Source organism: Limnohabitans sp. MORI2, assembly GCF_027925025.1.
GTDB lineage: Bacteria > Pseudomonadota > Gammaproteobacteria > Burkholderiales > Burkholderiaceae_C > Limnohabitans.
Genome location: NZ_AP027058.1, coordinates 1,728,472 through 1,752,288, shown reverse-complemented (window position 1 = coordinate 1,752,288; position 23,817 = coordinate 1,728,472). Strand labels below are relative to the sequence as shown.

General features: G+C 54.3%; 24 protein-coding genes and 1 tRNA gene. 14 read left to right on the top strand and 11 right to left on the bottom strand.

All coding sequences use genetic code 11. From position 1 onward, the window contains the following. Positions 1 to 10: 10 nt before the first annotated feature. Both QMG27_RS08295 and QMG27_RS08290 read right to left on the bottom strand, forming a co-directional pair. Complete coding sequence (locus QMG27_RS08295) at positions 11 to 1,159, bottom strand: Gfo/Idh/MocA family oxidoreductase (protein ID WP_281810591.1); 1,149 nt, start codon at positions 1,157 to 1,159, stop codon at positions 11 to 13. 38 nt (positions 1,160 to 1,197) lie between these two features. After that, a complete protein-coding gene (locus tag QMG27_RS08290) occupies positions 1,198 to 2,799 on the bottom strand; it encodes a glycerol-3-phosphate dehydrogenase/oxidase (protein WP_281810590.1) in 1,602 nt (533 codons plus the stop codon). Positions 2,800 to 2,930: 131 nt separating this feature from the next. Here QMG27_RS08290 and QMG27_RS08285 point away from each other — a divergent pair, with 131 nt between their 5' ends. After that, the gene (locus QMG27_RS08285) at positions 2,931 to 3,704 is read left to right on the top strand and encodes a DeoR/GlpR family DNA-binding transcription regulator (protein ID WP_281810589.1); all 774 of its coding nucleotides are present in this window, start codon (positions 2,931 to 2,933) and stop codon (positions 3,702 to 3,704) included. Positions 3,705 to 3,730: 26 nt separating this feature from the next. After that, positions 3,731 to 5,239 carry a glycerol kinase GlpK gene (gene glpK / locus QMG27_RS08280; protein WP_281810588.1) on the top strand — a complete coding sequence of 503 codons (1,509 nt, stop codon included), beginning with the start codon at positions 3,731 to 3,733 and terminating at the stop codon, positions 5,237 to 5,239. Positions 5,240 to 5,245: 6 nt separating this feature from the next. Here glpK and QMG27_RS08275 read toward each other — a convergent pair whose 3' ends face one another. Then, positions 5,246 to 5,965 (bottom strand): GntR family transcriptional regulator, encoded by a 720-nt coding sequence (locus QMG27_RS08275; RefSeq protein WP_281810587.1) that lies wholly within the window; start codon positions 5,963 to 5,965, stop codon positions 5,246 to 5,248. 97 nt (positions 5,966 to 6,062) lie between these two features. Between QMG27_RS08275 and QMG27_RS08270 the strand changes: the two genes are divergently transcribed. From QMG27_RS08270 to QMG27_RS08255, 4 genes are read left to right on the top strand one after another with little or no spacing between them, the layout of a single operon-like run. Next, on the top strand, positions 6,063 to 7,220 hold the full coding sequence (locus tag QMG27_RS08270; RefSeq protein ID WP_281810586.1) for an LLM class flavin-dependent oxidoreductase: 1,158 nt from the start codon (positions 6,063 to 6,065) through the stop codon (positions 7,218 to 7,220). Positions 7,221 to 7,269: 49 nt separating this feature from the next. Next, positions 7,270 to 8,181: an aldo/keto reductase gene (locus QMG27_RS08265; protein ID WP_281810585.1), complete on the top strand. Its 912-nt coding sequence runs from the start codon at positions 7,270 to 7,272 to the stop codon at positions 8,179 to 8,181. A 41-nt stretch (positions 8,182 to 8,222) separates the two neighbouring features. Then, the gene (locus QMG27_RS08260; RefSeq protein WP_281810584.1) at positions 8,223 to 8,744 is read left to right on the top strand and encodes a flavin reductase family protein; all 522 of its coding nucleotides are present in this window, start codon (positions 8,223 to 8,225) and stop codon (positions 8,742 to 8,744) included. Continuing rightward, on the top strand, positions 8,741 to 9,520 hold the full coding sequence (locus QMG27_RS08255; protein ID WP_281810583.1) for a sulfite exporter TauE/SafE family protein: 780 nt from the start codon (positions 8,741 to 8,743) through the stop codon (positions 9,518 to 9,520). The genes QMG27_RS08260 and QMG27_RS08255 overlap by 4 nt, the downstream gene beginning before the upstream one ends. A gap of 26 nt (positions 9,521 to 9,546) precedes the next feature. On the opposite strand, the gene QMG27_RS08250 is transcribed toward QMG27_RS08255, so the two are convergent. After that, positions 9,547 to 9,620, bottom strand: a tRNA-Gly gene (locus QMG27_RS08250). A 72-nt stretch (positions 9,621 to 9,692) separates the two neighbouring features. Here QMG27_RS08250 and QMG27_RS08245 point away from each other — a divergent pair. Further along, complete coding sequence (locus QMG27_RS08245; protein ID WP_281810582.1) at positions 9,693 to 9,956, top strand: hypothetical protein; 264 nt, start codon at positions 9,693 to 9,695, stop codon at positions 9,954 to 9,956. Positions 9,957 to 10,007: 51 nt separating this feature from the next. Here QMG27_RS08245 and QMG27_RS08240 read toward each other — a convergent pair whose 3' ends face one another. After that, positions 10,008 to 10,355: a hypothetical protein gene (locus tag QMG27_RS08240; RefSeq protein WP_281810581.1), complete on the bottom strand. Its 348-nt coding sequence runs from the start codon at positions 10,353 to 10,355 to the stop codon at positions 10,008 to 10,010. 109 nt (positions 10,356 to 10,464) lie between these two features. Next, entirely contained in the window at positions 10,465 to 11,943 is a 1,479-nt protein-coding gene (locus tag QMG27_RS08235) for an NAD-dependent succinate-semialdehyde dehydrogenase (RefSeq protein WP_281810580.1), read from the bottom strand. A 106-nt stretch (positions 11,944 to 12,049) separates the two neighbouring features. Between QMG27_RS08235 and alaS the strand changes: the two genes are divergently transcribed. The 3 genes from alaS (at position 12,050) to QMG27_RS08220 (ending at position 16,499) form a co-directional block, all read left to right on the top strand. Next, positions 12,050 to 14,674 carry an alanine--tRNA ligase gene (gene alaS, locus QMG27_RS08230; RefSeq protein WP_281810579.1) on the top strand — a complete coding sequence of 875 codons (2,625 nt, stop codon included), beginning with the start codon at positions 12,050 to 12,052 and terminating at the stop codon, positions 14,672 to 14,674. 5 nt (positions 14,675 to 14,679) lie between these two features. Then, the gene (locus QMG27_RS08225; RefSeq protein WP_281810578.1) at positions 14,680 to 15,279 is read left to right on the top strand and encodes a TlpA disulfide reductase family protein; all 600 of its coding nucleotides are present in this window, start codon (positions 14,680 to 14,682) and stop codon (positions 15,277 to 15,279) included. Positions 15,280 to 15,374: 95 nt separating this feature from the next. Next, complete coding sequence (locus QMG27_RS08220) at positions 15,375 to 16,499, top strand: transglutaminase domain-containing protein (protein WP_281810577.1); 1,125 nt, start codon at positions 15,375 to 15,377, stop codon at positions 16,497 to 16,499. Between the two features lie 7 nt (positions 16,500 to 16,506). Here the strand turns inward: QMG27_RS08220 and QMG27_RS08215 are convergent, their stop codons facing one another. The 5 genes from QMG27_RS08215 to QMG27_RS08195 are packed head-to-tail and all read right to left on the bottom strand — an operon-like array spanning position 16,507 to position 21,116. Beyond that, on the bottom strand, positions 16,507 to 17,403 hold the full coding sequence (locus QMG27_RS08215; protein ID WP_281810576.1) for a pseudouridine synthase: 897 nt from the start codon (positions 17,401 to 17,403) through the stop codon (positions 16,507 to 16,509). An 8-nt stretch (positions 17,404 to 17,411) separates the two neighbouring features. Next, positions 17,412 to 18,146: a tRNA (guanosine(46)-N7)-methyltransferase TrmB gene (trmB, locus tag QMG27_RS08210; protein WP_281810575.1), complete on the bottom strand. Its 735-nt coding sequence runs from the start codon at positions 18,144 to 18,146 to the stop codon at positions 17,412 to 17,414. Positions 18,147 to 18,191: 45 nt separating this feature from the next. Continuing rightward, the gene (gluQRS, locus tag QMG27_RS08205; protein WP_281810574.1) at positions 18,192 to 19,085 is read right to left on the bottom strand and encodes a tRNA glutamyl-Q(34) synthetase GluQRS; all 894 of its coding nucleotides are present in this window, start codon (positions 19,083 to 19,085) and stop codon (positions 18,192 to 18,194) included. Then, complete coding sequence (locus tag QMG27_RS08200) at positions 19,086 to 20,129, bottom strand: FAD-dependent oxidoreductase (RefSeq protein ID WP_281810573.1); 1,044 nt, start codon at positions 20,127 to 20,129, stop codon at positions 19,086 to 19,088. Between the two features lie 9 nt (positions 20,130 to 20,138). After that, positions 20,139 to 21,116, bottom strand: coding sequence for a LysR family transcriptional regulator (locus QMG27_RS08195; protein ID WP_281810572.1), 978 nt, complete (start codon positions 21,114 to 21,116; stop codon positions 20,139 to 20,141). Between the two features lie 113 nt (positions 21,117 to 21,229). Here QMG27_RS08195 and QMG27_RS08190 point away from each other — a divergent pair, with 113 nt between their 5' ends. The 4 genes from QMG27_RS08190 (at position 21,230) to QMG27_RS08175 (ending at position 23,743) form a co-directional block, all read left to right on the top strand. Further along, the gene (locus QMG27_RS08190) at positions 21,230 to 21,925 is read left to right on the top strand and encodes a pirin family protein (RefSeq protein WP_281810571.1); all 696 of its coding nucleotides are present in this window, start codon (positions 21,230 to 21,232) and stop codon (positions 21,923 to 21,925) included. Between the two features lie 40 nt (positions 21,926 to 21,965). Continuing rightward, positions 21,966 to 22,367, top strand: a complete 402-nt coding sequence (locus tag QMG27_RS08185; RefSeq protein WP_281810570.1) for a DoxX family protein — start codon at positions 21,966 to 21,968, stop codon at positions 22,365 to 22,367. A 48-nt stretch (positions 22,368 to 22,415) separates the two neighbouring features. After that, entirely contained in the window at positions 22,416 to 22,949 is a 534-nt protein-coding gene (locus QMG27_RS08180; RefSeq protein WP_281810569.1) for a flavodoxin family protein, read from the top strand. 95 nt (positions 22,950 to 23,044) lie between these two features. Next, a complete protein-coding gene (locus QMG27_RS08175; protein WP_281810568.1) occupies positions 23,045 to 23,743 on the top strand; it encodes a DUF599 domain-containing protein in 699 nt (232 codons plus the stop codon). Positions 23,744 to 23,817 lie beyond the last annotated feature (74 nt).

The following is a 23,817-nucleotide window of genomic DNA, read 5'->3' as shown; positions in this document are numbered from 1 at the left end:
CTTACGAGCATCACAAGCCATCCAGTTGAGACCAGGCGTATTTGCCTTGGGTTAAGTCAATAGACATGCCAGTTTGCGCAGATTCTTGAGCAGCTAAGCCCATGAGTACGGCTGCGAGTCCATCTCTCAAACTTACCTCCACCATTCCCTGGCCACGAACGACCGCATTGAATTTCTGATGCTGATAAAACGTCGAGCCATTGTGATCACCTGCAGCAAGTGCGACAGGGTCAACAGGTACTTCAAGCTCTCTTGGACCTTTGGGATTGCGAGGGCTGATGATCACTTTGGGGACAGGCGCTGCACCTAAGTGTTCAGGCCAGAAGCGACCAGGTCCTGGGACAAAACATTCCACCTTGCCGGTGGGACCTACCACTGAGATTTCCTCTTGGTAGCGCGAGCCTTCGGCAAACATGCAAAGTTCTAGCATGGCACGTTGACCACTTTGAAAATCCACCACAACGTAGGCATGATCAAGTATGTCAGGCGTCCCCTCGGGATAGTGTTCATCTAGATGGTTGTGTGCAACTGAAGCAGAAGCATAGATTCGAATGGGTTCGCTGCGAGTGAGGTGACGCATGAGATCGAAGAAATGGCAACACTTCTCAACCAAGGTGCCTCCTGTGTAACGGTTGAACCGATTCCAATCCCCGACTTTGGTCAAAAAAGGAAAACGATGTTCACGTATCGAGATCATCTTCACTGGCCCTGTGTGCAGTTGGTTGTGAACCTCTGCAGACAAAGAAGCAACCGGAGGCATATATCGGTATTCCATCGCGACCCAAATGGGTTGCGGGTAACGTTTACCCAATTGGATTAAATTCTGAACTTCTGACAAACTGGTGCATGCAGGTTTTTCCAAAAGTAAAGGTAATGGACGCAACTTAGCAATCGCATTTAATTGTTCTGCATGGCGAAAGTTTGGGCTCGCGATCAGTAGGCAATCTACATCCTCAGATGTGACGACGTCCTCAAGACTTGATGCGGGTTGCGCACCGCTAGCGAGGCTCAAACTAAGCTCAGTCATATGAGGGTCTGGCTCAAAGATGCGGGTGACGGATGTTTGAGCCAGCAATGCAATGTTGCGCAGATGTTCTTGCCCCATCATGCCGCAACCGATGATGCCGTATCGAACTGCTTGATTTCCTGTTGAATTCACGCCTTTGTCTCCAAGTCAAAAGTTGTTTCCTGAGTCAGTCAATCATGACCTTGAGAAATCTCGGAAAGAGTGTATTGGTCACAGAGTATTTCGAAATCATGCAACTGCGGATTGATGCCAGTCTCGGCTTGTAGGTATCTGGCCACTTTTGGGGCCATCACCTTTGCCATTCGAGCATCTAGGAACAAGGCGCGCCAACGTCGAGCGAGCATGTCTTCTACCGTGACGGCCCATTCATTTCGGGCACTGTATCTGACCATGTGTTCGGTGAGTCCAAGTCCTATGGTGTCATTGGGTCCAGTCATGTCTTGAATAATCGCGCTAGCTGTTCCATACAAATTCAAACTGGGAGCGTCCCTCAGACGATGAGTCGCGAAGGCGGGTGCACCTTTCAGTGCGTGATTCTGAGTCTGCGCATGTACAGAAGACGCAGGCAGATCATTTGACTCGACCAAGGATTTCATCACCAACTCGGCCATTGATCGGTAGGTGGTCCACTTGCCGCCAGTGACTGTGATGAAGCCCGGTTGTTCTCGAACAATCAAGTGCTCACGAGAGATCTGGCTTGTGGTGCGTTCATCAGATGTGCGATTGACCAAAGGACGCAACCCGGCCCAAACGCTTTTTATGTCACTGATGTGTAACTTGACGCCCAAGTGTCGATGCGACTCTTCGAACAGAAATTTCAATTCATGACTGTAGGGGCGAGGTTCCAGCGGTGCATCATTTCGAGGCGTGTCAGTGGTGCCAATTACTATTGATCCCAGCCAAGGAATTGCAAAAAGTACGCGTCCATCTCTTGTTCGAGGCACCAAGACAGCCTCGTTCAATGGCAATACCTCGCGACTGACCACCAAATGAACGCCTTGGCTGGGTTGTACCCATCGATCTGATAAATGCTTGCTTGAGGATGCTCCTCCACTTGTTTTAGGGGAGGTTAGTAATTGGTGCCGCAAATCGTCAACCCACACCCCCGTTGCATTTACAACACAACGGGTTCTTATTTGGCTGGTTGTTCCGTCGAAGCTGTCTCTCAGCCCCAGGGTCCAACCCTCTGCGTTATTTTGCAAGCTCGTGACCAACGTGTGGTTGCGAATCATTGCCCCTGCGGCATTGGCGGTTTGTGCAAGCGCTATTGCATAGCGGGCATCATCAAATTGACCGTCCCAATAACGTACGCCAGCTGCCGCTGGTGGCAAAGTTGGTGCAATTTGGTGAAGAGCTTTTGATGAAACACCTGCGGTGGGTCCGAGACTGAGATTCCTGGACAGCATTTGATAAATGTTGAGTCCAAGACTTGAAACTAACCAAGATGACCATTTCCGCTCTGCCACTACGAACGGTATCGGTTGTGCCAAGTGTGGGGCAAGCTTAAGCATGATCGAGCGTTCACGCAATGCCTCTTGAATAAGTCGAAACTGGCCCTGCGCCAAATAGCGTACCCCGCCATGAAGCAATTTCGTGGAGCGGGAAGATGTACCACTGGCGAAATCCCGACCTTCAATCAATGCAATCCTTCGCCCTTCTAAAGCAGCCTGAACTGCAACACCAAGGCCAGTGGCTCCTCCGCCTACTACGACCACATCGAAGTGATGCGAGCTTTGGGAGGCTGTCCATTGGTTAAGATCAGGCCTAATCATGAAAAGTCAAAAAAGATGAATTTTTTGTGTTGTTTTTGATTCGTATGTGAGTTTATAGCTTGAAAACGAAGGGGGTGAGCATGCTCGTAATCCCTAGAAATTCGAGTGAATTGAAAGGATATAACGCTCTCATGACTCGGGCTCTTAATCCTAGGCAGCTGGCACTCTTGCAAGCGGTGCGCGAACACGGCGCGCTGAAAACCGAAGCGATTGCTGTTCAATTGGGAACTACGTTACAAACAGTTCGGCGTGATATCCAACGACTCAGCGAGGCTGGTGCGCTGGAACGTTTTCACGGGGGAGTTCGCGTGCTGGACAGTATCACGCGAAACACCGCCTATGTTGAACGTCAGCGCACCAACGCGCAAGCTAAACAACGTATCGCTAGATCGGTGGCTGCAGCAATCCCTCCTGGCGCGAGCCTATTCATGAACATCGGCACCACAGTCGAGGCAGTTGCCGCTGAGTTAATTCATCACCGTGATTTACGTGTGGTGACCAATAACTTGCATGTTGCAAAAATCTTGGCTGTTAACCCAAATTGCGAAGTAGTGGTCGCGGGTGGTGCTGTGCGATCTGAAGATTTGGGCGTGGTGGGTGAAGCGGCACTTTCGTTTATTCGCCAATTTAAGGTTGACTTCGGTTTGATTGGCATCAGTGGCATTGATGCCGATGGCTCTTTACGTGATTTCGATATGCGTGAAGTCATGGTAGCCCGGGCTATCGTCGCTAATTCTCGACAGGTTTGCTTAGTCGCAGACGCGAGTAAGTTTGGGCGCACGGCAATGATCGAAATGGCCCCGATTCATGTTGTGCATACGCTTTATACCGACGCTAGACCTGGGCCTGAATTTGAAGGCCTACTTCACGAACAAAATGTAAATTGCGTGATCGCACCAGATTGAACCTGATTTAGAAGGAACTCCTTGTCATGCCCGAGCCTATTTTTTTACTTGCACTTGATCAAGGAACAACCAGCTCTCGTGCCATTGTTTTTACCCAGGATGGCGTAGTGCACAGCATGGCTCAGCAAGAGTTTGAGCAGATTTACCCTGAGCCTGGTTGGGTCGAGCACCGACCAGAAGACCTTTGGAATAGTCAGCTTCAAACCATTCTTCAAGTGCTTGAAAAAGGTCAACTTTCTATCAATGAAATTGCTGCAATCGGAATTACCAATCAGCGTGAGACCACTCTGCTTTGGGATCGTCATACAGGGAAACCAATTTATAACGCCATTGTTTGGCAGGACCGTCGAACCGAGGGCTTTTGCCTTGAGCTGAAGGCGAAGGGGCATGAGTTACGCATCCAAGAACTCACGGGCTTACGTATAGATCCCTATTTTTCCGCGACCAAGTTGCGCTGGTTGCTAAACAACGTTCCAGGAGCTAGAGAAAAAGCACAGCGTGGCGAGTTGGCGTTTGGAACGGTGGATACATGGCTGATCTGGCAATTGACAGGGGGTAGAAGTCACGTAACTGATATCACGAATGCCAGCAGAACTTTGTTGCTCAATATTCATTCAGGTGAATGGGACGATGAGCTGTTAGCTTTGTTCGATATTCCTCGCCAAGTTTTGCCTCATGTTCTGCCATCGGTTGGCGATTTCGGTCGCGTGCAGCCGGGCTTGTTAGGAGCTGGCCATGTTCCCGTTATTGGAGGGGTGGCGGGAGATCAGCAATCTGCGCTTCTGGGACAGGCCGGTGTTTCACCCGGTGATGTGAAAAACACCTACGGCACTGGATGTTTCATGCTGATGAACACTGGAGAGCAGGCCTTAACGAGTCGCAATGGACTTATCACGACTTGTGCTACAAGTTTTGGGGCCGACTCAGGGCTAACTTACGCTCTTGAGGGAAGTGTGTTTATGGGGGGGGCTGTAGTTCAATGGTTGCGTGATGGACTGAGGGCTATTCAACACAGCAGCGAGGTTGAAGCACTGGCCTGCAGCGTGCCGGATACCCAAGGTGTAGTTTTAGTCCCTGCATTTACAGGGTTAGGTGCACCTTACTGGTTACCGCATGCAAGAGGCAGCATCCAAGGTCTGACACGGGGTACTACTGTGGCGCATATCGCGCGTGCTGCTTTGGAAAGCATTGCCTTACAAAGTGCTGTTCTTTTGCAAGCAATGCAGCGTGATGCACATGGAATGAAGGATTGTCAAGTCAAGGCTTTGAGAGTTGACGGAGGTGCCTGTGCGAACAATTTACTCATGCAGATGCAAGCCGATTTGATGGGGATACCAGTCTTGCGCCCTCAAACCTTGGAAACCACAGCGTTAGGCGCCGCTTTATTGGCGGGCTTGCATATTCAGGTTTTTCAGGACCCTCTCTCGCTGCGCAATCAAATGCGCATTGAGCGCGTGTTTGAACCGCAATGGAGTTCCGATCAGGCTCAAAGTAGGCTTGCTAGTTGGGAGTCTGCAGTTGCACAACTGAAATGAAACGTTTCATTGGCTCAACCGAGAGGAGTAGCAGCACATAGATGGATCAAACCATGTTTGTGAAAACTCAGCAACTTCATTTGTTGATGTTCGTGACACACGCTCAATGAATCCTGTCGGCTGTCCTGGACTGATACCAAAAGGGGGACAGGCCCACATTGGAGCTGTGTCAACAGATATACGATCCTCTACGCGCGCAATCCAAATGCCAAAATTTTCTTGGTAAAACAGATACATGGAGTCACCCAAGGTGTGCACTGACAAATTTTGCACATGGTCTCCGTTAAACCAAATCTCTTCCAATGCAACTGGCACGTGACTTAGCGAGCGAAGCCTACGAACTCGCCACGCGTGAGTACTCCTGCCATTCCCAAAAGCGGGTACATCAGCTGGGCGAAGTTCAAGGCTGACATCCAAGATTAATGCGGTTGGTAAACCTGGTCCTGAATTCAGTTCCAAGCGAAAGAGCTCATAGATTTGCCCTGTGCCTGCCGCTTTTTTGACGTAAGTGCCTGATCCTTGAATTCGCTCAACTACGCCCTGCTTAGCGAGCAGTGCCAATGACTTGCGCAATGTGCCTACAGCGACATTCAATTGTGTGGACAGTTCTGCCTCAGTCGGTAAGCGTTCATCTTCTCGCCAGTGACCAGCCTTGATCCGACGTGCTAATAACTCAGCGATTTGCAAATAGACCGGTAATGGTTTAGCTGGAATTGGCGTTGTCATAAGACAAGTATGTCAAAACACGGTTGCTAAGCATAAACCCTTAAATTAAAGTCTATCAATTCATATACTATTCATTCATAGTTTTTGGAGGGGTGTTATGAGCGTTGTTCCTGTCAAAGGTGAGTCAATTGATGGCGCTGAGATCGCGTGGTTTGCGCCACTTTGTTCAGATGACTTTCAATATTTGGGTGTTCCTGATGGCAATTACCGAAGCAACTGGGCGAACACGAGTCGCATTGCTAAGAGGGCGGATGAGTTAGGTTTTCGAAATATTTTGTGTCCATCGTCTTATCAGGTGGGACAGGACACCCTGAGTTTCGTGGCGGCCATGGCACCTCAAATCAAGCAAATGAACATGTTGGCAGCTATTCGGTGCGGAGAGCTGCAGCCTGCCATGCTTGCTCGAACGGTTGCCACGCTTGATCATTTACTAGAGGGGCGCCTGACTTTGAATGTGATTTCCTCTGACTTTCCTGGGGAGCAAGCCGACAGTGCCTATCGTTATCGCCGTAGCTGGGAAGTAGTCGAAATTTTGAAGCAAGCCTGGACTCAGGATGAAATCAATTACGAAGGGCAGATTTATCAAATCAAGGGCTTGAGTACAGATCCAGTTCGTCCTTACCAGACCCAAGGTGGACCTTTACTTTACTTTGGTGGCTACAGTCCGGATGCGTTAGAGCTGTGCGGTGCACATTGCGACACCTATTTGATGTGGCCAGAGCCTAAGGAGACCCTTGCTCAGCGCATGCGTGACGTACACGCTCAGGCCCAAAAGTATGGGCGCGTATTGGACTATGGGTTGAGGGTACACATGATTGTTCGTGACACCGAAACTGAGGCGAGGGAATACGCCAGAGAGTTAGTTTCGCAGCTCGATGATCAAGCTGGTCAAGCTATTCGAAATCGAGCGCTAGACGCAAAAAGCTTAGGCGTGGCATTCCAAAGTTCGAATCGTGAAATCGCCGACGAAGATGGTTATATCGAGCCGCATCTTTGGACTGGTGTTGGCCGAGCTCGCAGTGGGTGTGGTGCTGCACTAGTCGGAAGTGTCGATCAGGTTTTGTCTGAAATTCACGATTACATGAAGATGGGAATTCGTGCCTTTATTTTCTCGGGCTATCCGCATCTGAATGAGTGTGAACAATTTGGAACCAAGGTTTTGCCTCATCTTAAAACTGTCTCTTTGGCTCAAGCCTATGGTCGTGTGCCCTCAACTACACCGGCGACGCCCTTAGGTGTGGGGGCGCGTCGCTAGGGTGCCTTCCAATAAACGTCTTAGTTGGAATTGGAAATTTAAATTCATCATGAAACGAATCACATTACCTAACGGTCAGCATATCAGTCAGATGGCATATGGTGTATGGCGTCTATCTGAGGCTAAAGATTGCAGTGTGGCGACTAATTTGGCTCGAATTGATGCCTGCTTGGCGCAAGGCATCACGACATTCGACCATGCAGATATTTATGGTGACTATGCGTGCGAACAATTGTTTGGCGACGCGCTCAAGGCGAGACCATCTCTGCGTGATGAAATTGAAATTGTTACTAAGACAGACATCATGTTGATGTCAAGAAAGTGGCCGCAAACACGTGTGAAACATTACGACACAAGTGCTGCACATGTTCGTGAAAGTGTTGAGCGTTCGTTAAAGCGTATAGGTGTGGACAACATTGATTTGCTCCTCATCCATCGCCCTGATCCCTTGTGTGATGCGAGTGCTTTGGGGAATTGTCTTGATCAGCTGATTGATTCAGGCAAAGTTCGCGGCGTTGGCGTGTCCAATTACATGCCTTGGGATGTGGATTTGCTGCAATCGTGCATGCGTCATCAATTGCAGACCAATCAAATTGAAATGAGCCTCTTATGTACATCCGCGTTGACCAATGGCCAAATCGCTCATGCGCAGCAGCACAGGATGCCCATCATGGCTTGGTCTCCACTGGGTGGAGGGCGCCTTCATCACCAAGCCGGCCAACCTGAGACTGCAGCTGCAAGACTGGCTCCAAAACTGGCTGCGCTTGCTCTTGCGCATCATGTAGATGCCACGGCCATCGCAATGGCGTGGTTGATGTATCACCCCGTTGGCGTTGTCCCAATTATGGGCAGCAATCAAGTGGATCGGATCCGACATTTTGCTGATGCATTGAAAGTGTCTATGGATCGTCAGACATGGTTTGAGCTGTATGAGTTGGCCAACGGCCATGAAGTTCCTTAACTCCGTTCATGATCTCTCAATAAAGGTACTCAATGAGACACTTGACAGACGATCTTGCAGTTCTTGATTTACCGCGCCCAGATCAATCCCAAGCTGATTACAAGAGGGCGTTGTCGTGTTTTGCAACCGGTGTGACGGTTGTTACAACGCGATGGGAGGGGGCAGACTGGGGAATGACTTGCAATTCATTTGCATCAGTTTCTCTTGAGCCTCGATTGGTTTTATGGAGCATTCGTAGAGCGGCCTCTAGTTTGGACGCTTTTACTCGCTCTGGTCGTTTCAGTGTGAGTGTTTTGTCTACGAATCAACAAGGCTTAGCACGGCAATTTGCAACGGGTGATATGGCCTCACGTTTTATCGGGGTAGAGGTCAATCGTCAAAAAAATCAGTGTCTACGTCTGTCAGATGCCGTTGCCTTTTTCGATTGCGAGCTGCATGAATTGGTTCCAGCTGGCGACCACTTGATTCTTATAGGTCACGTATCGGATTTTGGATGGCAGGATAAGTCCGTGTTAGGTTTTTGCCAAAGTGCCTTCGGGCAATTCATGCCATTGCCTGCATGATGAGCTTGATATTGATTTTTTTTCTAGTAGGTGCCGCAGGGGGATTCACAGCTGGTCTTTTTGGCGTCGGAGGTGGTTTGGTGATCGTGCCAACCTTGTATGTGCTTTGGAGGGACGATCCGCTACTGGGGCCTGATGTCATGCATTTCGCAGTAGCGACTTCTCTGGCATGTATCGTCATTACCTCCCTTACCAGTACATGGATCCATTGGCGTGCAAAACGTATCAGGCCTGGTGTTGGCGTGTGGCTCACAGCTGGTGTGGGTATGGGGGCCGTGCTCGCTGTGTCACTTGTCGCGAGCTTGCCGACAGTAGGGCTCAAACTAGGCTTTGGATTTTTTGCCCTCATTATGGCAATTTCAATGCTTCGACAACCCGTCCGAATAACTTCAGATGTCTCACCCCAGCCCACTGAACTGATTGGCGTGGGGGTCGTGATTGGTCACATTTCAACCCTTTTGGGTGTCAGTGGTGGCGCAATGACTGTTCCATATTTGGTTACCAGGGGCACAGATATGAGGGATGCCGTGGTGGTGAGTTCAGCAGTGGCGATTTTTATTTCCATGATTGGCGCTGTTGGCATGGGCCTTGTGGGGCCAAATTTACCAAATACTTGGGGCTATGTGCATTGGCCAGCCTTTGTAGGCATCAGTGCCAGTAGTCTTTTCTTTGCGGCATGGGGCGCTAGGGTGTCCCAAGTAATAAATCGAGACAAATTGCAGAAGTCATTTGCTGGCTTTTTACTGCTTGTCGCGATGCACATGTTTGCCAGTTGAAGGCAATCCTATACGAAGCTTCTCATTGGAGCGGGTGATGGGAATCGAACCCACGTTATTTGCTTGGGAAGCAAGAGTCCTACCATTGAACGACACCCGCATCGGCACTCATTGTAGGGGCTGTCAAACTGGACTAGCATTTCAAATGTGGATTTTTGATGCGGAGGACAGTATGAAAACAATCATCCAAATATGCATGGCTTCATTTTTGGCGTTGCCCATGTTGGCATCTGCACAAGCCTGCAACGACATCAAAGACAAAGACAAGGCCAACTACTGTCGCGCCATCGATACCAATGACAAGTCGCATTGCCAAAAAATAGGCAGCAACGATTTGCTGAATTTATGCATGGGCAAAGTGGAGAACGACATAAAGTACTGCCGTCGTATCACCACAGACAAAATCAAAAAGCGCTGCGAAAACAGCATTCGCTAAAAACAAAAAAGCATCCACTAGGGATGCTTTTTGCAAACGGGACTGGGCTTTTTATGCTTGAGCCAGTGCCTGTTGCATCACTTGACCCACTTGTTCAAAGTAGGCGTGCGCGCAAGGGGTTGGCACCAAATATTTGGTGCGACGGTTTTTGCCTTCAAACACGGTATCGATCATGCCAAGTTCGCGCAGTTGGTCGAGTTTTCGGTGAATCGTGGCGGGAGATGCGATGCTGTTAAGTGCCATGGCATCTGTCACGGTCAAAGGTTTTTCTTGAGCGTGACGCACAGCAATCACTTCGAGTAGCTTTTTGGCATCCAAGTCCATCGCAGGCGCATTCGCTCCGCCATCCAATGCGTGGATCAGGTTGAGAAAGCGCAGATAGATTTGTTTAGATTCCATGATAGATATGCCTTTTCTTACATAGGTAAGCTACTGTGAATTGTATACACCGATTTTGTTGAAATTTCCGTAAAACCACGTAGACCTACGTTTTCAAAGGCTTTTTAACTTATTTGAGGATGTCGCCCAAGCACAAATACTTCATTTCGAGGTATTCCTCCATGCCATGTTTAGAACCTTCGCGTCCTAAGCCAGACTGCTTGACACCACCAAACGGCACATGCTCGGTGGCGATGATGCCCACGTTGATACCCACCATGCCGTACTCCAGCGCTTCGCTCACGCGGTAGATGCGGCCAATGTCGCGGCTGTAGAAATAGCTGGCCAAGCCAAACTCGGTGTGGTTGGCTGCGTCAATGGCTTCTTGTTCTTTGTGAAAGCGGAACACAGGCGCAAAGGGGCCAAAGGTTTCCTCACGGGCGCACATCATGTCTGCGCGTGCGTCGGCAATCACGGTGGGTTCAAAAAATTGACCTTGCAGTTTGTGACCACCGGCCAGCACCTTGCCACCTTTGGCAATCGCGTCTTGCACATGGCGCTCCACTTTTTCAAGCGCCGCTGGCTCAATGAGCGGGCCTTGCACCACATCGGCGTCAAAGCCGTTGCCCACTTTGAGCGACTTCACTTTGTTGGCAAATTTTTGAACAAACTCGTCGTACACGCCGTCTTGCACGTAAATGCGGTTGGCGCACACACAGGTTTGGCCGGCGTTGCGGTATTTGCTGGCCATGGCGCCTTCCACGGCGCTGTCAATGTCGGCATCGTCAAACACGATGAAGGGCGCGTTGCCGCCCAGCTCCAGCGACAGCTTTTTCACTGTGGGGGCTGATTGAGCCATGAGGATGCGGCCCACCTCGGTAGAGCCCGTAAAGCTGATGTGGCGCACCACATCGCTGGCGCAAAACACTTTGCCCACGGCAATGCTGTTGTCGCTGTCGGCGGTGAGGATGTTGATCACCCCTGCCGGAATGCCCGCACGCACCGCCAGCTCTGCCGCAGCCAATGCGGTAAGGGGAGTGAGCTCGGCGGGCTTGATGACCACGGGGCAGCCCGCCGCCAAAGCTGGGGCCACTTTGCGGGTGATCATGGCCAGCGGGAAGTTCCACGGCGTGATGGCGGCGCACACGCCGATGGGTTGCTTCAAGACCATCAAGCGGCGGTTGTTGTCAAACTGGGGCAGGGTTTCGCCATTGACGCGCTTGGCTTCTTCGGCAAACCACTCCACAAAGCTCGCGCCATAGGCCACTTCGCCTTTGGCTTCGGCAAACGGCTTGCCTTGCTCGGCGGTCATCAAGCGGCCTAAGTCTTCCTGGTTGGCCATGAGCAGGTCAAACCACTTGCGCAGCAAGATGCTGCGTTCTTTGCCGGTTTTGTTGCGCCATGCGGGCCATGCGGCGTTGGCAGCGTCAATGGCGGCGGTGGCATCAGCAGGGCCTAGGTTGGCCACATCGGCGAGTTTTTGGCCGGTGGCGGGGTCATGCACATCAAAGCGGCTGGCGCCTTTGACCCATTGGCCGTTGATCAAGGCATCGGTCTTGAGCAGGGTGGGGTCATTTAAGAGCGAGAGCGGTGATGTCTTTATGTCCATGTGGGTCTCCAAAACAATGGGGCAAAGCATAACGCGCACGGGCTACGGCCCCTGACACCTAGGTGATTCAAAAGGGGCGGGGGCGCGTGAAACTTATAATTTGAGGATGACCCAAAAACAATTCACCGTCGCAGACATTCGTAAAACATTCTTGGACTTTTTCGAGTCCAAAGGCCACACGGTCGTGGCTTCCAGCCCCTTGGTGCCGGGCAACGACCCCACCTTGATGTTCACCAACTCGGGCATGGTTCAGTTCAAAGACGTGTTCTTGGGCACCGACAAACGCTCGTACGTGCGCGCCGCCTCGGTGCAAGCCTGCTTGCGCGCCGGTGGCAAACACAACGACTTGGAAAACGTGGGCTACACCGCCCGCCACCACACCTTCTTCGAGATGTTGGGCAACTGGTCGTTTGGCGACTACTTCAAACGTGAATCGCTCAAGTGGGCTTGGGAGTTGTTGACCGAGGTTTACAAGCTGCCCGCCGACCGCTTGCTGGCCACCGTCTACCAAGAGGACGACGAGGCCTACGACATTTGGACCAAGGAAATTGGCCTGCCACCTGAGCGCGTGATTCGCATTGGCGACAACAAAGGCGGCCGCTACAAGAGCGACAACTTCTGGATGATGGCCGACACCGGCCCTTGCGGCCCTTGCTCTGAAATTTTCTACGACCACGGCCCTGAAATTCCTGGTGGCCCTCCCGGCAGCCCCGACGAAGACGGCGACCGCTTCATTGAAATTTGGAACAACGTGTTCATGCAGTTCAACATGGCCGAAGACGGCAGCGTCACTCGCTTGCCCGCACCTTGCGTGGACACGGGCATGGGCCTCGAGCGCTTGGCCGCCATCTTGCAGCACGTGCACAGCAACTACGAAATTGACTTGTTCGATGCGCTCATCAAAGCCGCCGCACGTGAAACAGGTTGTAAAGACTTGGGCCACAAGAGCCTGCGCGTGATTGCCGACCACATCCGTGCCACTTCGTTCTTGGTGAGCGATGGCGTGGTGCCCAGCAACGAAGGCCGTGGCTATGTGCAACGCCGCATCATTCGCCGCGCCATTCGCCACGGGTATTTGTTGGGTCAGAAAAAACCGTTTTTCCACAAGCTCGTGCCTGACTTGGTCAAGCTCATGGGCGATGCCTACCCCAATATGGCCAGCCAAGCCGAGCGCATTGCGTCGGTGTTGAAGGCCGAAGAAGAACGCTTCTTCGAAACCCTCGAAGTGGGCATGCAAATTTTGGACAGTGCCCTGGAAGGCGGCGTCAAAGTGTTGCCAGGCGAAGTGGCCTTCAAGCTGCACGACACCTACGGTTTCCCGCTCGACTTGTCGGCCGACGTGTGCCGCGAGCGCAACCTGACCGTGGACGAAGCAGGCTTTGCCGCCGCCATGGAAAAACAAAAGAGCCAAGCCCGCGCCGCAGGCAAGTTCAAGATGGACAAGGCTTTGGAATACACCGGCGCAGGCAATGCGTTTGTGGGCTACGACGAGCTCAAAGCCACGGCCAAAGTGTTGGCTGTGTATGTGGACGGCAACTCCGTGGCTGAATTGAAAAATGGCCAAAGCGGCGTGGTGGTGTTGGACACCACACCTTTCTATGCCGAAAGCGGTGGCCAAGTGGGCGACCGAGGCGTGTTGGTCAGCGGCTCAGCCAAGTTCGCGGTGGAAGACACCTCGAAGATCAAAGCCGATGTGTACGGCCACCACGGCACGCTCACCCAAGGCACCTTGGCCGTGGGTGACCATGTGGATGCTCAAGTGGATATGGCCGTGCGTGCCGCTACCGTGCGCAACCACAGCGCCACCCACTTGATGCACAAAGCCTTGCGTGAAGTGCTGGGCGATCATGTGCAACAAAAAGGCAGCTTGGTGAATGCCGAGCGCACACGCTTTGACTTTGCGCACAACGCCCCTGTGACTGATGCGCAGATTCGCGAGATCGAAGCGAAGGTCAACGCCGAAATTTTGGCTAACGCTGCGGCGCAAGCCCGTGTGATGGACATCGAGTCCGCTCAGAAAACAGGCGCGATGATGTTGTTCGGTGAGAAGTACGGCGAGACCGTGCGCGTGCTCGACATCGGCTCTAGCCGCGAGTTGTGCGGTGGTACGCACGTCAAAGCCACGGGCGACATTGGCTTGTTCAAAGTCGTGGCCGAAGGTGGTGTGGCCGCTGGTGTGCGCCGTATTGAAGCTGTTACAGGCGCCAACGCGCTGGCTTATTTGCAATCGCTCGAAGACTCCGTGGCTCAAGCCGCTGGCGCACTCAAAGCGCCACCGACAGAGCTCAACGCACGTTTGGCCCAAGTGTTGGAGCAAATCAAAACACTCGAAAAAGAAGTCTCTGCCCTCAAAGGCAAAGTGGCTTCTGCGCAAAGCGACGAGTTGATGACGCAAGCGGTGGATGTGAAGGGCGTCAAGCTCTTGGTGGCCAAGCTCGAAGGCGCAGACGTGAAAACCTTGCGCGACACCATGGACAAGCTCAAAGACAAGATGAAGTCTGCGGTCATCGTGTTGGCTGCGGTGGATGGCGAGAAAGTCAACATCGCCGCAGGCGTGACAGCTGACCACACCGCCAAAGTCAAAGCGGGTGAAATGGCCAACTTTGTCGCTCAACAAGTGGGCGGCAAAGGCGGCGGCAAGCCCGACATGGCCATGGCCGGTGGCAGCGATGCCGCAGCCTTGCCCAAAGCGCTGGCCAGCGTGCAAGCATGGGTGGCTGAGCGCGTTTGATTCAAATGAACTCACGCACCATCGTGCAAACAAAGGCCCAACCCGTGTTGGGCCTTTTTCTTGGCGTGCTCTTGGCGTTGTTGGGGACGAGCTTTTTCGCATCCAACGCATGGGCGCAGTTTGACAAAACCACATGGCCCGCCAAAGTGGCTACGCCAGCACTTGACGCTGTCGATTTGCAAGGCAAAACATGGAACACCACAGAGCTATTAGGCAAAGTGGTGGTGCTCAACTTTTGGGCCACATGGTGCGCCCCGTGCAAAGACGAGTTGCCCACGCTGCAAACTTTGCATGACATCAGCGATAGCCAAACCGTGGTGCTTACTATCAATGTGCGTGAACCCGCTGCACGCGCGGCGCGTTACATGCAAAGCACGGGCCTGACGTTTCCTGTCATCTCTGATGCCAAAGGTGAACTCGCCAAACGCTGGGGCGTGACGGTGTATCCCACCACCATCCTCATCGCGCCCAATGGCCCAGCCCGCTGGCGCATCATGGGTGACGTAGATTGGAGTGGGGCACAAGCCAATGCATGGCTGGCCGATCTACGCCAAAACACCTCCGCCCCGAACGCCGCTGCCAAGCCTGCACCGCACAAGCCATAATCCATCCGCTTTGCGTGTTCTGCGCATCGTGACCTGCCTTCGGGGCATCTAGGTATGTGCCGACAGGTCTCTTCATTTATTCGGAGCTCTCTTTCATGACTCTCGTGCGTCGTTCCCTTCTCAAGGGGGCCGCAGCTGCGTGCGCCCTCAGTGGTGTGCCTGGCTTTGCCTTGGCCCAAACATCTTCTCCAGCCGCTCGCCGTTTCGAGCCACAAGCGGGCCAGTGGCGCACGTTTGAAATCACTACCCGCGTGGACTTGGCCGATGTCAAAAATGCAGCCTCTCGTGTGTGGTTGCCCGTGCCCAGCATCAACTCGGATTGGCAACGTTCGTTAGAAAGTAATTTCAGCAGCAACGGCACCTCACGCATGACCAGTGACGGCACAGACGGTGCTCGTATGCTCTACACCGAGTTCGCCGCTGGCGTGACCCCGTTTGTCGAAGTGACCAGCCGTGTGCAAACCCAAAGCCGTTTCGTGGACATCAGCAAGCCTTCTGCGCATGCCTTCACGCGTGAAGACGCAGGTACCTTGTACTACTACACCCGCCCCACCAAGTTGTTGCCCACCGACGGCATTGTGCGCACTACGGCCCTCAAAGCCACGCAAGGCGCCAAGACCGACGCGCAAAAAGCACGCGCCATTTACGACTGGGTCGTGGCCAACGCATGGCGTGAACCCAAGACACGCGGCTGCGGCGAGGGCGACATCAAAACCATGCTGGAGACGGGGAACTTGGGCGGCAAGTGCGCCGACATCAACGCCTTGTTTGTGGGCCTGTGCCGCTCGGTGGGCGTGCCCGCACGCGATGTGTACGGCATTCGCTTGGTGCCTTCGGCCTTTGGCTACAAAGAGTTGTCGGGCAACCCCGCTAGCTTGAAAGGCGCGCAACACTGCCGCGCCGAGGTGTATTTGCAAGCCCACGGTTGGGTCGCGATGGACCCCGCCGATGTGGCCAAAGTGATGCGCTTAGAAACGCCCGAGTGGATCAAGCGCACTGACAACGCCGTGGTGCAGCCCGTGTACAACCGTTTGTTCGGCGGCTGGGAAGGCAACTGGATGGGCTGGAACACCGCGCACGATGTGGCTTTGCCCGGCAGCAAAGAAGACCGCTTGGGCTTCTTGATGTACCCCGTGGCCGAAACGGTGGATGGTCGCGCAGACTCTTACGCGCCTGACACGTTCAAGTACCAAATCACGGCACGAGAAATCAAGGCTTAACGCTTTTTCACAGCGCAATGCTCAAACGCATCGCGCTGTGAAACTCTCTGGCCTCGCCCGTCACGGGGTCAGTGAAAGCCACGCGTTTGGCCAGCAGCTGCAACGGGTTGCTGAAGTCCTCTTCGTCATCTGGGCCACGCAGCACGGTGGGGTAAAACTGATCGCCCTCTAGCGGAAAACCCAACGCCATCATGTGCACGCGCAGTTGGTGGCGTTTGCCGCTGACGGGCTCTAGCTCATACAGCGCACGCGTGCCTTCCACCTTGAGCAGACGAATGCGTGTTTCGCTGTTGGGCTCGCCATCCACTTCTTGGGTTCTGAAAAATAGTTCGTCCGGCTGCAAGCGGCTGATGTGCGTGCGTGGCAATTCAATCGCAGGGTTGTACGCAGCCACTGCCTCGTACACCTTGTGCATGGCTTTGTCGCGAAACAGGGCGTGGTAGGCATCGCGGTCAGCTATACGTTTGCCAAACATCACAAGTCCCGCCGTTTCGCGGTCGATGCGGTGCAGGGGCACTAGGTCGTCGTTGCCAGTGAGGTGCTTGAGTTGCACCAACAGGCTTTGCTGCACATAACGGCCTGCAGGTGTGACGGGCATGAAATGCGGTTTGTCCGCCACGATCAAGTGCTCGTCCTCAAACACGATGCTGGCTTTTTCGTGCAGTACAGGCTCATCGGCGATGTGGCGGTAGTAGTAGAGCTTGGTGTGCGGCGTGTAGGCCTGCGTGGCTGCCACGGGCTGCGCGTTGTCGTTGAGCACCAGTTGGTCGGCAAAGCGTTGTAGCCATTCGTCGCGCGAAATGTCGGGCATGCGCTCTAGCAAAAAATCCAGCACCGTGGGCCAAGGCCCGGCGGGTAGCGACACGCGGCTGGCGCCTACGCCGTTGCGCGTGGGGATGCGCATGCGCGTCCTTAAACCTTGATGAACACCAAGTCCCACACGCCGTGGCCGAGTTTCAAGCCACGGTTTTCAAACTTGGTGAGGGGGCGGTAGGCGGGTTTTTCGGCGAAACCGCTGGGATCGGTGGCTGTGTTTTTCAACAAACCTTCGGCCGACAGCACTTCGAGCATTTGCTCTGCATACGGTTCCCAATCGGTCGCCAAGTGCAAATAGCCGCCGGGCTTGATGTGCTTGGCCAAGCGGTTGACGAACGGGGACTGAATCAAGCGTCGCTTATGGTGGCGGCTTTTGTGCCAAGGGTCGGGGAAGAAGATGTGCACGCCGTCTAGGCTGTTTTCACCCAGCATGTGGTCCATCACTTCGACCGCGTCGTGTTGCAGGATGCGGATGTTGCCAATGCTTTCTTCACCGCAACGCTTGAGCAGCGCACCCACGCCTGGGGCGTGAACTTCGCAGCATAAAAAGTTGTCGTCAGGGCGCGTGTGCGCAATCTTGGCGGTGGCGTCGCCCATGCCAAAACCAATTTCCAAAATCAAAGGTGCAGCGCGGCCAAAGGTCGCGGCCGCATCTAAACGCTCAGGTGTGTATGGCACCAAAAATTGAGGACCGAACTGCTCAAACGCCCGCACTTGGCCCGAACCCATGCGGCCTGCACGCAGCACATAGGTTTTGATGACGCGCATAAAGGGAGCGTCCGTTTTGGCGTGTTGGTTGTCAGAGGAAGAGGGCAAATCGGCAGAAGTCATCACGGGCTAGCTTTTCAAACAAGCCGTGATTATCGCGGTGTGTAGCTACTGGGCTGCGCCCCACGCATCAATCCACACAGTCAAGGCTTGCACCATGGGTGTGTGCGCTGGGGTAGCAGGCAACCCCAAGGCCTGCGCGGCTTGGTTCAAGGCTTGCAGCGGGTTGGCTAAATCCAAAGCCTGCGCCCCGTTTTGTTTGCTGAGTTTTTCCCCGTTCTCACCCAGCACCAATGGCGTATGCATGTAGCTCGGCGTGGGTAAACCCAATGCGCGTTGTAACACGATTTGCCGTGCGGTGTTGTCGGTCAAGTCTTCGCCGCGCACGATGTGGGTGATGCCTTGAGCGGCATCGTCCACCACCACGGCGAGTTGGTAGGCCCATAGGCCATCGGCGCGGCGTAGCACGAAGTCGCCTACCTCATGGGGCACGTCTTGGCGTTGATCTCCAAGCAAACGGTCTTGCCAAGTCATCGGTGTGGGCAGTTGTAAATCGTCGATGACGCGCTGCACATTGAGCCGCCAAGCGCGTGGGGCTTTGCCATTCAAACCATCACGGCAAGTGCCGGGGTACACGGCTGCGGTGTGGCGTTCGCGGGTGTGGCCCAGTTGGGCCTGGGTGTCTTCAATTTCCTTGCGCGAGCAGCCGCAGGGGTAAGCCCAGTCTTTGGCGATCAAGGTGTCCAGCGCGGTTTGGTAGGCCTCGTTGCGTTGCGATTGGTACATGACGGGCGCATCGCTCACCAAGCCGCAGAGCTTGAGCTGTTGCAGGATGGTTTGATCTGCACCAGGGATGCAGCGTGGGGTGTCAACGTCTTCCATGCGCACCAGCCATTGGCCATTGTGCGCACGTGCATCGAGCCAGCTGGCGAGGGCCGCAACAAGCGAGCCCGCATGTAGCGGGCCCGTGGGGGAGGGAGCGAATCGACCGATGTACGTCAATTACAAACGCTTGGCTGATTGGCAAACGGCCAATGCGAGTTCTAGGCCTGAGACAAACGCATCTTCCACGCGGTGGCCTAAGTGCCAGTCGCCGCAGGTGCCCAAGCCGTTGGCTGGGTTGTATTGGTGCGACACGCCGAGTGGTGTGATGGTTTTGGCGTAGAGCCAGCGGTGCACTTGTGTGTGTGCAGGCTCTGCGCGAATGCCGGTGAGTTCGGCAAAGGCGCGCAAGAGTTTGGCTTGCACACGCGCATCGGTGTCGTTGATGTGCTCGGCAGACCAAGCGGCGCTGGCTTGCACCGTCCAACGCTCGACCTTTCCGCGTCCTGGCTTGGAGGACTCGCGGGCCAGCCATGCAATGCGGTGGTGAATGCTGCGAGCAGCGTTCCATTGCGGGCCAATGTGCAGATTGGGTTGTGTGGCGTTGGGGAAGGCCACCATCATCGTCCAGCATGGCGCTACTTCAACCGCGTTCATGGCTTTGAGCCAATGTGCATCGGCAGCGTCTTTGCCCGAGGCTTTGAGCAAGTTGACGGCTTGCACCGAAGGGATGGCCAACAGCACATGGTCGAATCCTGTGAACTTGTGGTCGCCGGTGTGCAGCGTCCACAAACCTTTGGTGCCACGCTCTAGGCGGGTGATTTGCGTGTTGTTGTGAATGGCTTTGCCCAAGGGCTCCGCCCAGTGGCGCACCAAGGCATTCATGCCGGGCTTGGCAACGAAGTGGGCTTCTTTGCTGGCGCGTGCTGCTTCAAACACATGGCCCAGCGGGTCGAGCACGCGCACAGCGTTGGCGCTCCAAGGGCGGCAAATGTCGGTGGTGCCGGGCACGGCTTGCAGGGCCAGCGAGAAGCGTGGGTCGCGCACGGTGAAGTACTGTGCGCCGTGGTCAAACGTGCCGAAGTTGCTTTCGCGGGTGGACATGCGTCCACCGGGGCCACGGCTTTTTTCAAACACCTGCACATGGTGGCCAGCGTTGGCCAAAGTGCGGGCGGCGGTGATGCCAGCGATGCCGGCTCCAATGATGGCGATGTTCAAGGTCATGGTTGCACTCTACACCTTCCGTGTGGATGAATTGAATCGGGGGTTCACCAATAGCGCTGCGCGTGTGGCGGTGCTCTTGAGTTGTTTGAGCCACCACTGCAAAGCGCGTCCACCGCGCTCACCTTCGCTGCCATCAGGGATGCGCCAAGCGTAACTGAGTTGGGCCACACGTTGCGGGCGGTCTACCTCACGCACCACCAACACGCCTTGATCAATCAAGGGCTGCACCATCAACTCGGGCACAAAGCCCACGCCGAGGCCACGCACTTGCGCTTGAATTTTGCTGCTCATGTCGGATACGGTGAACACGTCTTGCCCTGGAAGCAGGCCAATCGTCACGCCTGCGCCGCGTTGCACCGAATCAGCCACGGCCACGGCGCGGTGTTGGCCGATGAGTGCATCGCTCAAGGGCTCGGGGGCTTGGGCTAAGGGGTGATGGGGCGCCACGGCAAACACAAACCGCATCTGCCCAAGGGCGTGGCTGTGAATGCCGGTGGCCGTGCCGTTTTCGCTGAACGAGCCTGCAATGCCTAGCGCCAAATCGGCTTGACCGCTGGTGAGCGCCTCGAGCGTGCCGGTGAGCGTTTCGTCGCGCAGCTTCAGGCGTGTGGGGGCGTTGAGGGCGAGGAAGGCTTCACACAGCTCCATCACGGTTGTGCGGTCGATGATGCCGTCGACCGCGAGGGTGAATTGGCTTTCCCATCCTGTGGCCACGCGTTTGACGCGGTTGGCAATGGCGTCCATGTCGGCCAGCAGGCGTTCGCCTTCACGCATGAGTTCATGACCTGCGGCGGTGAGCTTGGCTTGGCGAGAGCTGCGGTCAAACAGCAGCACATCCAGTGCATCTTCGATTTGGCGCACACGGTAGGTGAGGGCGCTGGGGACCACGCCCAACGTGCGTGCAGCCGCTGCAAAGCTGCCTGCTTTTTCGATCGCGTGCAGCATCGAGAGCGAGTCGGGGGTGAGGACGTCACGGGGGGATGTCATGCCAAAAGGGGTTTATCGTTCAAATAATTTGAATGATGCCATCAAATGCCGTGCATGGCAAAGGTGGGGTGGGGGCCTAAAGTTCATGCCATACCCAACAAGGAGCACACGCTATGTTGACCGTTCGCAAATCACAAGACCGAGGCTATGCCGATCACGGCTGGCTCAAGTCGTTTCACAGCTTTTCGTTTGCCCACTACTACGACCCCGAGTTCATGGGTTGGGGCAATTTGCGTGTCATCAACGAAGACCGCATTGCGCCCGGCACTGGCTTTGGCACGCACGGCCACCGCGACATGGAAATCATCAGCTACGTGCTGAGTGGCAACTTGGCGCACAAAGACAGCATGGGCAACGTCAAAGGCATTCCACCCGGTGACGTGCAGCGCATGAGCGCTGGCAGCGGCGTGCAGCACAGCGAGTTCAACCACGCGCCACAAGAAGTGACGCACTTTTTTCAAATTTGGATTGAGCCCAATGTGCGCGGCATTCCTGCGAGCTACGAGCAAAAACAAGTGCCGCCTGCATCCAAGCGCGGCGCTCTGAGTCGTATTGCAGCGCCCGACAACGCGGTGGTGAAGATTCACGCCGATGCTGCGCTGTACGCCGGTTTGTTTGATGGCGATGAGTCGGCCACGCTCACCATCGCACCAGGCCGCAAAGCCTACGTTCACCTCATTCGCGGCAGCTTGCACGTCAACGGCGTGGCGCTGACCACTGGGGACGCCGCTTTGCTTGACAACGAAACCACCATTGCATTAACCCACGGCCAAGACGCCGAGGTGTTGGTGTTTGATTTGGCACCTTGATTTTTCATTTCCCGTCTTTATTTTTTGCACAGGAGTTTTCATGAACAACGCTTTGAACCTCGTCGGTCGCCTTTTGATTGCAGCTTTGTTTTTACCTGCAGGCCTGGCCAAGCTCTCGGGTTTTGAAGGCACAGTGGGCTACATTGAGTCCGTCGGTTTGCCATTGCCTGCGGTAGCCGCAGCTGGCGCTTTGGCCTTGGAGATTTTGGGTTCTGTGGCTTTGATCGTGGGTTTTCAAACCCGCATCGTTGCCGCTGTGATGGCCGTGTTCACCTTGGTCGCTTCCATCTTCTTCCACGCGTTTTGGGCCGCTGCGCCAGAGCAAGCGTTTGTGCAACAGCTGTTGTTCTTCAAGAACATCGGCGTGATTGGCGGCTTGTTGGCGTTGGTCTCTTCAGGCGCTGGCGCTTGGAGCATTGACGCTAAAAAAGAAGCCCAATAATTCATTTCATTTTTCAACCTCTTTATCAACCCATCAAGGAAACACACCATGACTAAAACTGTCGTCGTTTACCACTCCGGCTACGGCCACACACAACGCGTGGCCCAATTCGTGGCCGAAGGCGCTAAAGCTACCCTCGTTGCCATTGATGCAGACGGCAACATCACCGACGCCGAGTGGGAAGCGCTCAATGCAGCGGACGCCATCATCTTTGGTTCACCCACCTACATGGGCATGGCCTCATGGCAGTTCAAGAAGTTTGCTGACGCGACATCTAAGCAATGGTTTGGCAGCGCATGGAAAGACAAAGTGGCCGGTGGCTTCACCATTTCCGCCAGTCCTAGCGGCGACAAACTGTCGACCATCCAATACTTCATCACCTTGGCCATGCAACAAGGCATGGTGTGGGTGGGGCAGCCTGCTATGAACGACGGCAACATCAACCGCATGGGTTCTAACTCTGGCGTGATGGCGCAAGTGGGCCCCACCAGCCCAGCCGCTGACATTCCTCAAGGCGACTTGGACACAGCCAAGGCCTACGGCGAACGCGTGGCCGCAGTGGCTGCCAAGCTGCGCGGTTAATTGCGTTGGGCTCAAGCTCACCCGTCCTAGGCGGGTGATGAAATAAAAGGGTAGATCGATTCGGTCTGCCCTTTTTCTTTGGGTAGCATCTGGCCATGAAAATCATTCAACTGCTGCCTTGGACCGATTGGTTTGCACTCGGCTTTTTTGTGCTGGTGTGGGTGGGCTACGCTGCATTTGCCAAGTACAGCAGCGAGCACCATCACTCTATTTTGGCCATGACCAACCGTTATCGCCATTTGTGGATGTTGCAAACCACAGCGCGTGACCCGCGTATGTTGGATGGCATCATCACGCAGACCTTGTCCAACACGCCTGCGTTTTTTTGCTCCACCACGATTTTGATTTTGGGTGGTTTGTTTGCTTTGCTCGGGACCACCGACAAGGCCGCCGAGCTGGTGCGTGAAATTCCGTTTGCCGAGCAAACCCCGATCTTGGTCTTTGAGTTCAAGATCTTGGTGTTGGTGGTGATTTTTGTGTACTCATTTTTTCGGTTTTCATGGTCGATGCGCCAGTACACCTTTGTGGCGTTGTTGATTGGTGCTATGCCGCCGGCGGACAGTTTTGAAAGTGGAGAGGTGAGCAACCGTCAGCACTATGCCGACCGCGCTGCAGCCATGACAGGTTTGGCAGCCGAAACTTTCAATGGTGGCTTGCGGGCTTACTACTTTTCGTTTGCTGCGCTAGGGTGGTTTTTTTCACCGGCTATGTTTGTGATGGCAACTTTGCTGGTGGTTGGCGTGTTGTACACCCGAGAATTCCGCTCTGAAGTTTTAGCGCTGTTGCAGGAATGACCAGCGCTAATTGGCGCTAAATGCACTCTTTTTGGTGTCTTCAAGCCATGAAGTGGTTGGCGGCAATCTCTACA